This is a genomic window from Desulfoplanes formicivorans (genome assembly GCF_001748225.1).
In the GTDB taxonomy this organism is placed as follows: Bacteria; Desulfobacterota; Desulfovibrionia; order Desulfovibrionales; family Desulfomicrobiaceae; genus Desulfoplanes; species Desulfoplanes formicivorans.
The window spans coordinates 220,219-232,722 of sequence record NZ_BDFE01000015.1 but is presented as its reverse complement, the minus strand read 5'-3'; the positions used below and the strand labels follow the sequence as shown (position 1 = coordinate 232,722).

Below are 12,504 nucleotides of genomic sequence, written 5' to 3'. Positions count from 1 at the left end.
TCCATGTCTGATATCGTTACCAGTTTCCGCCTCGTCGTTCCCTTGGGGATCACCCTTGTGGCCCCTGTTCTGATCTGGCTTACGGGCAAGGACCCGAACAAGCGCGAGGCCGTGTCCTTTGGTGCGGCCATCCTGACGCTGCTTTCGGTTTTGTCCCTGTTTCCGCCGGTTCTTTCGGGCAAGATCCTTGTCCTCAATCTGTTTCATCTCCTGCCCGGCATTGACGTGAAACTCTGTGCCGACGGGTTGACCTTGATTTTTGCCTTTGTGGCCTCGTTTTTGTGGATTCTGGCCACCAGCTACAACATCGGGTACATGCGCTCCCTCAAGGAACACGCCCAGACACGTTACTATTTCTGTTTTGCCGTGGCCATCTTTGGCGCGGTGGGCGTTGCCATGAGCGCCAATATCTTCACCTTGTACCTGTTCTACGAGATCATCACCATCTTTACCTACCCACTTGTTGCCCACCACCAGGATGCCGAAGGGTATGCTGGCGGCCGCAAGTACATCGTCTATCTCATGGGAACCTCGAAGCTCTTTTTGCTTCCCGCCATGATCCTGACCTATGTTCTGGCCGGTACCCTTGATTTTCATCTGGGGGACATGGTGCAGGGCATTTTTCCGGCTGACGCTGATCCGGTCCTGGTCACCATCACCTATGTCCTCTACATTCTGGGCATTGCCAAGGCAGCGATCATGCCCCTGCACAACTGGCTTCCCTCGGCCATGGTTGCCCCGACCCCTGTCTCGGCCCTTTTGCACGCAGTGGCCGTGGTCAAGGCCGGTGTCTTTTCCATCAGCCGGGTCATCCTGTCCGGATTCGGCGTGGAGCTGCTCAACGATCTGCACTTAGGTCTTCCCCTTGCCTATGCGGCCGCATTCACCATTGTGGTGGCCTCCATCATCGCTCTGACCAAGGATGATCTCAAGGCACGGCTGGCCTATTCAACGGTCAGTCAGCTTTCCTACATCATCATCGGTGTGGCCATGCTCACCCCGGTGGCGGTTCAGGGGGGGCTCATTCATATTGCCAACCACGCCTTTTCCAAGATTACCCTGTTTTTTGCGGCCGGTGCCATCTTTGTTTCCTGCAATCTCAGAAGCATCCGGCTCATGTCCGGGATCGGGCGCAAGATGCCCTGGACTTTTGGGGCCTTTGCCGTGGCCTCCTTGAGCATGATCGGCATTCCCCCGGTGTGCGGGTTCGTGACCAAATGGTTTCTGGTCAATGGCGCCGTGCAGATCCATCAGGTCATTCTGCTGGTCTGTCTTTTGGCCAGTACCCTGCTCAATGCCGCCTATTTCGGGCCTGTGGTGTACAAGGCCTTTTTTGGCAAGCCGGTATATGCCGAACTCCCCTTTGCCTATGAAGGGGTCAAGGAAGCCCCCTTGTGCATGGTTATTCCCTTGTGCATTACCGCGGCCATCTCCGTTATCATCGGCATCTATCCGGAACCGGTCATTCAGTTGATCCAGATTTTCCGGGGCATGTAGCGTTGTTGCACCTGGACACTCGGATATCTAGCATCCTGTTCGAAAACATCGAGGAAACGGAATCGTCATGAGCCTTACCACTTCACTTTCGCGCTTGCTCGTCAAGGCCAGGGACAATGCCCCCTTCTGGAAAAAAGCGTTGTTCGCGGCCCTGGGCCTTCTGGTCGTGATCAATGTTTTTCTTCATCCCCACCACGCCCATTTTGCCTTGGAAACCAAGGTCGGATTCTGGGCCCTTTTTGGTGTCGTGGTCAGCGTGGCCATGGTTCTGGTACTCAAGAAAATCATTTACCCCCTGATCAACAAACCCGAGGCGTTCTATGACCGGTCTGAGTAATTTTTTGCATCCGGCCCTGGGATTTTTTGTCCTGGCCGTCATTCTTCCTTTTGCCCGGAACAACAAGGCCTGGCGCTGGCTTTTGCCCATCCCCGGTCTGGTAGCCATTGCCGCTGTCCTGTCCATGCATCAGGGAACGTACGGATTCATGAGCTGGCTGGGCATGGACATGGTTTTTGGCCGCGTGGACAAGCTTTCCATCATTTTTGCCCATGTTTTTGCCATTGAGGCGTTGATCGGGATGATTTTTGCCATGCACGTCAAGGACAAATACCAGCATATTGCCGCAGCCTTGTACGTGGCCGGAGGCTTTGGATGCGTGTTTTCCGGTGACTACGTGACCCTGTTTCTGTTCTGGGAGCTCATGTCCGTGGCCTCCACCTTTGTCATCTGGCTGGGCAGGAACAAGCGTTCCACCCAGGCGGGTTTCCGATACTTCCTCTTCCACACCCTGGGCGGTCTTTTTCTGCTGGCCGGACTGCTGTTGCGGTACGGGGATCTGGGAACCTTTGCCTTTACCGCGGTTCAGCCGGGTTCGGCCCAGCTTTATGACTGGCTGATTCTCCTTGGCTTTTGCGTCAACGCTGCGGTTGTTCCCCTGCACGCCTGGCTGCCTGATGCCTATCCCGAGGCAACCGTGACCGGTGCCGTGTTTTTGAGCGCCTTTACCACCAAGACGGCTGTATACGTTCTGGCCCGTGGTTTTTCAGGATTCGAGATCCTCGGGATCATGGGTGTGATCATGACCATCTACGGTGCGGCCTACGCGACCATTGAGAACAATGCCCGGCGTATTCTCGCCTATCACATTGTTTCCCAGGTGGGCTACATGGTGGCTGGTATCGGTATCGGTACGGCCATGACCGTCAACGGTGCCTGTGCCCACGCTTATGCCCACATCCTGTACAAGGGGCTGCTGTTCATGGCTGCCGGCTGCATTCTCTATGCAACAGGCACTGCCAAACTGACCCGCTTGGGCGGTCTGGCCTCCAGGATGCCACTGGTCATGTTCTGCTACATGGTTGCTGCTGTTTCCATTTCCGGATTTCCCCTGTTTAACGGGTTCATCTCCAAAAACATCACCATTGCCGGAGCTGCCATGTCCCATCACACCTGGCTTGCTCTGGGCATGGAAATCGCTGCTGTTGGTACCTTTCTTTCGGTTGGCATCAAGCTCCCCTATTTCGCGTTCTGGTCCAAACCCGAGTACACCGGCGAGGTCAAGAAATTGCCCGCCAACATGTATGTTGCCATGTTCATGGCCGCCTTCCTGTGTTTCTTCACGGGTGTGTATCCCCAGGCCTTGTACCGGCTGCTGCCGTTTCCCCTGGATTATCATCCCTTTGCCCCCTGGCAGGTGCTGGCTTCCCTGCAGCTTCTGGGATTCACCGGGCTTGGCTTTTACATCTGCCGCAAGGTCATAGCTCCCCACGAGGGGCGGAATTTTGATTTTGATTTTCTCTATCGCATCGTGGGATGGATCGGGCTGTTTCTGGCCAAGTATCCTGTTGCCCTTGTGGATTCCTGGTGGACCTCCGTGTATCGCAAGGTGGGGCTTGCCGGACTTCTGGACATGGCCCGCGGCTCTTCCCGGTTTGATGCTTCGACCATTGACGGGGTGGTGGACGGAACAGCCACTTCGGTTGTGGGGATTGGAGGTTTTCTGGCCAAACTCCAGACAGGCAAACTGTCGGATTATGTGGGCCTCTCCGCCCTGATTGGCGTTGGCATCATTGCTGCGGTCTATTTCATCCTCTAACACAAACATGGCATCAGACCCACGGCCGGGTGCGTTCCTGGCCTCAACCATCTGATCGGAGTCGGCATTCATGACCCTCACGAGTCTTATCGTCTTTCCCCTTGCGGTTTCGTTTCTTCTGGCCTGGTTGCGTAACGACCGGACGATCCGGCTGGTCACCCTGGCAGCCGGTTTCGTGGAAATGGCCCTGGCCTTTCCGCTCATCGGGTTCGACATCCACGCCACGGGTTTCCAGTTCGTGGAGCAGGTTCCCTGGGTTCCCCAATGGGGGCTTTCCTATTACCTGGGCATTGATGGAATCAGTCTGCTCATGATCCTGCTGACCATTCTGCTTCTGCCCCTGTGTGTGCTCTGCTCGTGGAACTACATTGGCAAACGGGTCAAGGAATTCCACATCTGCATGTTGCTAATGATCGCGGTGTGCATCGGGGTTTTTGCCGCCCTGGACATGGTTCTGTTCTATGTTTTCTGGGAAGCCATGCTCGTGCCCATGTTCCTGATCATTGCCGTATGGGGCGGCCCCAGGCGCAAATACGCTTCCATCAAGTTCATCGTGTACACCCTGGCCGCAAGCACCCTGCTTCTGGTGGCCATCATTGCCTTTTATTTCCAGACCGGAACCTTTGCCATTCCTGTCATCATGGAAAGCGAATTTTCCTTCAGGTTCCAGTTCTGGGCCTTTTTGGCCCTGGCCCTGGCCTTTGCGGTCAAGGTGCCCATGTTTCCCTTTCACACATGGCTTCCGGCCGCCCATGTGGAGGCGCCCACTGCCGGTAGTGTATTGCTGGCATCTGTTCTTCTGAAGATGGGCACCTATGGGTTCTTGCGCTTCTGCCTGCCCATGACTCCTGATGCTTCCGTGTATTTTGCTCCGCTGATGATCGCCATTTCCATTGCTTCCATCATTTATGGCGGTCTGGTTGCTCTGGGGCAGAAGGACATGAAAAAGCTCATTGCCTATTCTTCGGTGGCTCACATGGGGTTTGTCACCCTGGGAATCTTTGTTTTCACCACCCGGGGGATTGAAGGCGCGGTCTTTCAGATGCTGAACCATGGTATCACCACGGGCGCCCTGTTCATGCTCGTGGGGGCCATTTATGAACGAACTCACAGTCGGGAGATTGCCGATAACCTTGGTCTGGCCAAATATCTTCCCGCGTATATCGGCTTTTTCGGATTGTTTTCCATGTCATCTCTGGGTTTTCCCGGAACCAACAGCTTTGTGGGCGAGGCTCTGGTGCTGATCGGAGCCTTCCAAAACAACGTCATTGTCGGTGCTCTGGCCATTCCCGGAGCCATGCTCGCAGCAGCCTACATGCTCAGATTGCTGCAGAAGCTCGCCTGGGGTGCTCCTTCCGCAGGTAAGGAATTGCCTGATCTGGACCGTCGCGAGTGGGCCTATATCCTGCCCCTGGCTGTGCTGGTCCTGTATCTTGGTCTGGCCCCTACCCTGACAAGGCTGACCATTGACGCGTCCATTCCCAAAACCATCAAGCGGGTGCAGACCGTGTTGCAGGATAAGCGACCCGATCTGGTTACCCACATGTCCGTCTCCATCCCGATGTCCCGCCAAGGAGTGCAGTAACGATGACCAACTCCCCCATGATTTCCTTCATTGTCACCCTCGGCCCCGAGCTTTTTCTGCTTCTGTTCATTGCCGCCCTGTTTCTGGTTTCAATATGCAGACGTGAAACCGAAAAAACCGAATGGATCGCATGGACCTCTCTGGTGGGCGTTCTCATCGCTTTTGCCGGATTGGGTAGTCAGGGCATGTTTTTCGCCGATGCCTACCGGGTTGACGGATTGTCGCAGTTTTTCAAGCTGGCCATTGCCGTGGGCTTCTGCATCACGGTGTTCAACGGCAAGAAACTTCCCGGAGTGGAACCCTTCAAGCGTACGGATTACTACCTCATGCTCGCCCTGAGCACCTGGGGGCTCATGCTCCTTGCCAGTGCGGTGGAGCTGATGACCATGTTCATCGCCCTGGAAATTTCCTCCTACAGCCTGTATTCGCTCATTTCCCTGCGCAAGGGGGACAAGCCGGCGGCCGAGGCAGCCATCAAGTATATCCTGTTTGGAGCGGCAGCCACAGCCATTTCCCTGTTCGGCCTTTCCTTTATTCTGGCCTGCGCCCACACCTCGTATCTGGGCGAGCTGACCGGCAAGATCTCCATGGATTGTCCCATCGCCATGATCGGAACGACCATGTTTCTGATATCCTTTTTTTACAAGCTGGCCCTGTTTCCCTTTCATTTCTGGTGTCCTGACGTGTACACGGGAGCCACCAACGAGACAGCCGCGTTTGTGGCCACGCTGCCCAAACTCGGCGCTGTTGTGGCCCTGATCCGGATCACCAATCTGGTTTTGCCGGGTGTTGCCATGACCGACGTCCTGGCCATCCTGGCCGCCCTGTCTATGACCTATGGCAACCTGGCCGCTCTGGCCCAGAAGGACGTCAAGCGCATCCTGGGGTATTCCGGTGTGGCCCATGCCGGGTACGTGCTCATGGGACTTGTGGCCGGAACAGCCAGCGGACTTGCTGCAGCCGCTTTTTACGGATTGGCCTACGTCTTCATGAACCTGACCTGCTTCTGGGTTATTGCCCGGATCTCCCCCACCGGTGAAAATCTGGAACTGGAGGATCTGTCCGGCATGTACAAGTACGCGCCAGCCTATGCCCTGGCCCTGGCTGTCGGGGCCTTTGCCCTGGTGGGCATGCCCCCGACCATGGGATTTACGGGCAAGCTCTTTCTGTTCACCTCCCTGTGGGGTCATGGGTACGATTGGCTGGTCATTCTCGGGGCCATTAACACGGCCTTTTCCATCTTTTATTACCTCAATCTGGTCAGGTACGCCTACACCCGTGAGGCACAGTCTCCACGGACCATTGACCTTTCCCCCGGAGCCAGGCTCACTGCCTTGGGACTGGCAGGAATCGTTCTGGTTCTCGGGTGTATCCCCTCAAGCGTGTACCAGACCGCTTTGGCCGCCACCCGTTCCATATGGGGGGTCTAGCTCCCTTGTAGCGAGCAGGATTGATTACGTGGCTACCACCTAACTTTTGTGGCTGCGGGTGATCAGCACACATTCTCAACCGGCTCTGCTTCATCCGCACCATCTTCCTTGCCCTTGTGCTTCATGAACGCCCTGAGGCGTGATTCCCTTGTACGGAATCACGCCTCTTTTTTTGGCGGATTAGCGGCAGGTTTTGCCTGAAGATCTGAAAACGGCACTGTCCTTGCTCTGTCGTAGGTGTTTATGGCGCAACAGAATTTTGACTCTTTTTTCCATTCTGTAGGATTTCATGTACAAGCCTCGCACTCCCTTGACGCACCATGAGGAAACCATGGCCGGGTTGCTCGATCAGAGCCCGGATCAGGGCTCTGATCCCGGTTCCTGGTCGGTTCCCTGGTCGGACCTGATGATGACCATGTTCATCCTTTTTGCGGTTCTGTTTGTCTATGCCAGCGCCAAGCGCGATTTTTTTCGAGAGGTAAGTGAGGCCTTGACTGGTTCAACTCAGGATGTACGTCAAGAACTTGACCGGCCCGAGTCCCGGGTCGCAAAGGTGCGGCCCGTGCACCGGGATATTTCCGCCGGTGTGGAGGCAAAGACCGCTCCCAGCTTGCGCTTAGGCGATGAGGAACAGAGCCAGGACACGCCGGATCGGAAGGCTTTTTCCCTGGAGAAGCCGCTTCTTTTTGACCATCTTTCAGACAAGCTTGAGCCCGAGGCCCTTTCCCTGCTGCAGTCCATGCTCCCTGTTTTGCAGCAATCTCATTTGGACGTGGAAGTCATCGGGTATACTGATGGGATGCCCGTGCATACCCCGACCTTTGCAGGAAATTGGGAACTGGCCATTGCCAGGGCCATGAGCGTTGCCCATTGGCTTATGCATGAGGGCGGTATTGCGCCCTCGAGGATCACGGTGAGCAGCCGTGGAGCCAACGATCCCCGGGTACCCAACACGTCCCGGGCCAACAGAATCCACAATCGACGGGTTGAGATTTTCTTGACCAGAAACCGTCAGGGAACATGATCATGACCAGAAAGAACTTTTATGGAGCGGCCGTGTGCCTGTGTATCTTTTTGATGGCCTTTGTGTTCATGGACAATGGGCTTGCCTTTCTGAATCTGAGCGGGTTGGCTGTTGTTGTCTGCGGCACCCTCGGCGCCATTTTTTTGAGTCATCCTTATGATGCTTTGATCAGGGCATTCAAAACCTGCAAACATATCTACACCACAACCCCTCCCCCGCCAGCGTCCATTGTCCAATCCCTGCTGGAGCTGTCCATCAAGTCCCGCTGTCACGGCCTGTTGAGCCTGGAAAAGAGTGCGGGCAAGCACGGCGTCGCGTTTCTACGCAATGGACTTGAACTCTTGGTTGATGGGTACTCCCAAGAGGAAATCCGGGAAATCCTGTCCATGGAAATGGTTTTTTTCAAAAATCGTCGTCAACAAAGCGAAGTCATCTTTCGGAACATGGGGCGTATTGCCCCGTCTTTTGGGGTGGCCGGAAGCGTGATCGGGCTCATCGGGATGCTTTCCGGACTCGGTGATACCGAGATCATCCTGCAGACCATTCCCATGGCCCTGACCTCGACCCTGTACGGGATCGTTTTCAATCAGTTTTTTTGCACTCCCCTAGCCGAAAGTGTTCGTGGCAGGACCAATGACGAATTGCTCAACGCCTCGATCATTCTTGAGGGAGTACTGGCCATCAGGAAGGAACAGCATCCGCGCAAGCTGGAAAAGCGCCTTGCCTCGTTTCTCGCTCCTGCCGAGCGGTATGCTACAACCCGTGATTTTCAGGCCATTCGCCAGAAGTACATTCGCATGGTACGCACGCGCCACCAGGAAGAAACAGCGGACCTGTCCGGACCATCTGCCGTGACCTCGTTGCACACGGTCCCAACCCGGTCCTGACAGGGGTCCGGGTTGGTGCGTGTCCTAAAATTGTAGGACAACTCTGCAGTTAATCCGTATTCGAAAAAATAAAGCCGCTTGTTTTCAGTATGTTGGAAACAAGAGGCTTTTGCATTTTTTTTCGTTGCTTCTGTCAGACAATACGGGCAAACTGACCACCATGCCATGTTTCGTTTCCCGTTTTCTTCAGGTCTTCGTGATCAGCGTGTCCATTGTAGGCGTTGTCGCTTATTCGGCGGTTTCTTGGGCCGGAAAAAACGACAAGGTGTTTCGGGTCTTTGTGGTCCACAGCTATGGCCCTGATCATATCTGCGGGGCACCGCAGTTTCGCGGCATTGAACGGGCTTTGACCGAACGCCTTGGCAAGGGGCGGTTGGTTTTCGAGCATTTTTATATGCTGACCAAGACGCAGTACATAACCCCGGACGAGATTCGGCAACGGGGTGATCTTGCCTTGCGGGCCATCAAGGACTTTGATCCCGACCTGATCATGACCCTTGACGATAATGCCTTTCGTACCGTGGGCCTTGATCTTGCCGGAGATGCAACTCGCCCCGTTGTCTTTTCCGGGCTGAACAACCCTCCGGAAGTTTACAACCAGACGCACAGGTTCATGCAGTCGCGTTCGTATCCGGGCGGAAATATCACCGGAATTTACGAGAAGCTCTACCTGTACAAAACCCTGCAGGTCCTCAAGCAGGCTCTACCCCAATGCCGTCGGGTTGTGGGCATCACCGACGAGTCCTTCACAGGTCAGGCCCTGTACCGTCAGATGCTCCTGGAAGCCGAGCAGAACAGGGGCTCCTTGCCTGTTGAGTGGGAGCTCCGCCAGGTTCGTACCTTTCGTGAGTACAAGCAGCTCGTTGACGCATTGAACAGGGACACAAGCGTTGACGCCATTTTCCCTCTGGCCTTTCTGCTGGTCGATGAACAGGGCCGTCCGGTTTCGGGCAGGGCCATTTTGTCATGGACCCTTGTCCACTCTTCCCTTCCCGAGCTCGCTATCAACTATGAATTGTGCCGGCTTGGCCTGTTTGGAGGGGCAGCCGTCCATTTCGAATCCATGGGGTATGCGGCCGGGCTTTTTGGTGTTGCAATTCTTGAAGGCCAGCATCCCGGCAATCTCCCCATTGTGGATGCGCCCGAATTCGCCATTGTCTTTAACACGTCTCGTGCGGCCATGCTCTCCAAGAAGATCCCGCTTCCCCTGCTTATGGCGGCTGATGCGGTGTACACCTCCATGCCGCTGATTGAACAACAATAATGAGCTCTTCCAATATTTCTCTGCAGAAACGGCTGCTCAATGCGTGGCTGATTTTCCTGTGTCTGCTCGCCTTGGTGGGCGCGCTTGTTTTCAGCTACATCATCCATCTTCAGCAGCAGACCGTGATTTCCGAACTCCATCGGGAAGTAGTCCTGGTGGAGCAGATGCTTGAAAATCGTCTGCTGTTCAACCGCCGGCATGCGGCAAGAATGGCTGCGGACAATTCCTTGAGGGTTCTTGTTCAGCTCAAATTGTGGTCGCAGGCCAGGAACGTGCTGGCCCAATCAACTTTGCAGGCTTCTGTTCGGGCGGCATGGCTAATGGGGCCGGATGAGACCATCAACTGTGCCTATCCTGTTTCGGAAGCCGATTTCTGCCCCATGGGCTTTTCAGGGCCTTCTGACCGGTTTCTGGTGGCCAAGGGGCGTCTCAACCATCTTGTTCGCAAGCCCATTTACAGCCGAAATCGTCATTTGCTGGGATTTCTGGTTGTCGCCTTTATCTATCCCGAGCAGTCATTTCTTGACCAACTGGGGACGGATCAGCCCCAGTACATAGCCGTGGTTGCCGATAACCAGGTTGTTGCCGCGTCAACCCAGCTTCCCCTGGAGCATTTCACGGCGGAAGATCTGCTTGACCACAAGGAGATCCATCTGGTCAGCGAGGGCGAACCCGCCCATTTCCTGGTGGGAAACACAACCCTGTTTCTTTCCAACCAGAAGTTGGGCATCTATCTTTTGCAGGATTTTGCTCCGGTGCAAAAGCCCTTGCAAACCCTTGGGGTCATCCTGGTTCTTTTTTCCCTTCTGGTGGCAGGCGGTTGTTTCGGATTCTATGCCTACCTCAAGCACCGGATCATTTTTCCCATTGTTGCCCTTTCCCGGGCAGCCCGGGAGATTCAGAAAACCGATTCCATCGCCCCTCTGGAAAAGCTGGTCTATCCTTCTCCCTCCAAGGACGAGATCCGTTCGCTCATCAATTCCTTCAAGGCCATGGCCGGATATTTGAACAAGGCCAGAACCCAGGCGGAATCCGTCAGCGCCATGAAGGATGCCTTTCTTGCTACGGTCAGCCATGAAGTCCGAACTCCCTTGAATGGTATTTACGGCATGACGCAGCTTTTGCAGCGTTCCGGCCTGACCCCCAGGCAGGAGCGGTATGCCTCCAATATGCTCATTTCCATTCACAACCTTCTGGACATCATCAACGATGTCCTCGACATTTCCAAACTCAAGGCCAAGGGATTTTCCGTTCACGAGCAACAGGTTGATCTTGCAGAGCTTCTTGGCTCCATCCAACAGATGCACGTTCCCATTGCCGAGGCCAAGGGGCTTGAACTGCGCCTTGAGTGTGATCAGCTTCCCCGGTTTGTTCGGACCGACTCCCTGCGTCTGCAACAGGTCCTGAACAACCTGGTGGCCAATGCCATCAAATTTACTTCTTCGGGGTATATTGCCATCCAGGCCCGCCTTGAGACCCCTCAGGAGACCACAGGCAGGGTGGCCAGGATCCAGTTTGCTGTCCAAGACACGGGCATTGGCATTCCTGATGATCGTCAGGATGTCGTTTTTCAGCCGTTCACACAGATCGACGACGGCTTGGCCCGAAAATACCCTGGTACGGGCCTTGGTCTTTCCATTGCCTCGAAAATCGTTGCCTTGCTGGGAGGCGACAAAATCATGGTTCAAAGCGCTTGCGGCAAGGGAAGCAGGTTTTTTTTCTCTCTGGATTTGGAAGTCATGCACGAGATGCCCGCAGACAGCGGGGAGGCTGCAGACGGCTTGAAAGAGGGAACGTGTCCGTGTTCTGCAGTGCCTGCCTCATACCAGCATCTGCGCATTCTGGTGGCCGAGGATAACGCCATGAATCAGGAGTTGATCCTTGAAATCTTTGAGGTGCTCGGCATTGGCAAGTATCATGTGTGTGCAAACGGCACTGAAGCGCTCACCGCGCTGGTGGACCATCCCCATCGGTACGATGTCCTGCTTTTGGACATTCAGATGCCCGGGATGGATGGTTTTGAAGTGGCCAGAACCATCCGGGATCAGGGCAACAGGATCCCCATCATTGCCATGACCGGGCTGGCCAGTGACAAGGATCGCACCAAAAGCCGCATCAGCGGGATTGATCATTTTCTGACCAAACCCTTTACCCTCACCGAACTGGAAACCATCCTCGTCTCCCTTGCCGGATAGATCGCACCTCCGGCATTGTTCTTCATCAAACAGCCAAGGGCCCCCAGTGCTTTGTTGTAACGTCAAGCACAGGGGGCCCTTAGCTGTTTGTTCTGGAAGCTGGCGATCACGTTGCGCCATGGCGTTGATGCATCACGTTCAGGGCGCGTTTTTCGTGGGTGACGCAGTGTCTGGTTGCGTTCCCGGCCTTGGCTCGGGAGAGCTCGTTTATGGGGATGAATGCCGGCCTGCAATCAGTTTTCGAACCTTTAACAGACCCCTCAATCCACCTGCCTGACCATATTGGTTACATTTTCTTGTCTCTGACGATCATCTGTTCTTTGCGCAAGGGACACCATTCGGGACGCTTTTTTTCTTCATCCGGAATCTGCTGGTAAACGACCGAGGCGACCTTGCATTTTCTCTTGCCGTCAATCACCTGGTGAAAGGGGCAGTCATTGCATTTGCTGACCACAAAAATCATGTTGTATCCTCCTGGTTAACAGCGTTGTGGACCCACGGGTTCACTGCTTTGTACACGTGGGTG

General features: G+C 55.0%; 10 protein-coding genes. 9 read left to right on the top strand and 1 reads right to left on the bottom strand.

What is annotated here, in order from left to right; genetic code table 11:
* The first annotated feature begins 3 nt into the window (after positions 1–3).
* From DPF_RS05980 to DPF_RS05940, 9 genes are all read left to right on the top strand, one after another.
* On the top strand, positions 4–1,497 hold the full coding sequence (locus DPF_RS05980) for a monovalent cation/H+ antiporter subunit D family protein (protein WP_069858035.1): 1,494 nt from the start codon (positions 4–6) through the stop codon (positions 1,495–1,497).
* Between the two features lie 67 nt (positions 1,498–1,564).
* Positions 1,565–1,834 (top strand): hypothetical protein, encoded by a 270-nt coding sequence (locus tag DPF_RS05975; RefSeq protein WP_069858033.1) that lies wholly within the window; start codon positions 1,565–1,567, stop codon positions 1,832–1,834.
* Complete coding sequence (locus DPF_RS05970; RefSeq protein WP_069858031.1) at positions 1,818–3,593, top strand: Na(+)/H(+) antiporter subunit D; 1,776 nt, start codon at positions 1,818–1,820, stop codon at positions 3,591–3,593. The genes DPF_RS05975 and DPF_RS05970 overlap by 17 nt, the downstream gene beginning before the upstream one ends.
* Positions 3,594–3,663: 70 nt before the next feature.
* On the top strand, positions 3,664–5,178 hold the full coding sequence (locus DPF_RS05965; RefSeq protein WP_069858029.1) for a complex I subunit 4 family protein: 1,515 nt from the start codon (positions 3,664–3,666) through the stop codon (positions 5,176–5,178).
* A gap of 2 nt (positions 5,179–5,180) precedes the next feature.
* Positions 5,181–6,608: an NADH-quinone oxidoreductase subunit N gene (locus DPF_RS05960; RefSeq protein WP_231702141.1), complete on the top strand. Its 1,428-nt coding sequence runs from the start codon at positions 5,181–5,183 to the stop codon at positions 6,606–6,608.
* Between the two features lie 289 nt (positions 6,609–6,897).
* Positions 6,898–7,632 (top strand): OmpA/MotB family protein, encoded by a 735-nt coding sequence (locus DPF_RS05955; RefSeq protein ID WP_083254502.1) that lies wholly within the window; start codon positions 6,898–6,900, stop codon positions 7,630–7,632.
* Positions 7,633–7,634: 2 nt separating this feature from the next.
* Entirely contained in the window at positions 7,635–8,519 is an 885-nt protein-coding gene (locus DPF_RS05950; RefSeq protein WP_069858025.1) for a motility protein A, read from the top strand.
* A 160-nt stretch (positions 8,520–8,679) separates the two neighbouring features.
* Positions 8,680–9,783: an ABC transporter substrate-binding protein gene (locus DPF_RS05945; protein WP_141721069.1), complete on the top strand. Its 1,104-nt coding sequence runs from the start codon at positions 8,680–8,682 to the stop codon at positions 9,781–9,783.
* On the top strand, positions 9,783–11,978 hold the full coding sequence (locus DPF_RS05940; RefSeq protein ID WP_069858021.1) for an ATP-binding protein: 2,196 nt from the start codon (positions 9,783–9,785) through the stop codon (positions 11,976–11,978). Before DPF_RS05945 ends, DPF_RS05940 begins: the two co-directional genes overlap by 1 nt.
* A gap of 286 nt (positions 11,979–12,264) precedes the next feature.
* Here the strand turns inward: DPF_RS05940 and DPF_RS14020 are convergent, their stop codons facing one another.
* Positions 12,265–12,441, bottom strand: a complete 177-nt coding sequence (locus tag DPF_RS14020; protein ID WP_176724179.1) for a hypothetical protein — start codon at positions 12,439–12,441, stop codon at positions 12,265–12,267.
* Between the last annotated feature and the right edge of the window lie 63 nt (positions 12,442–12,504).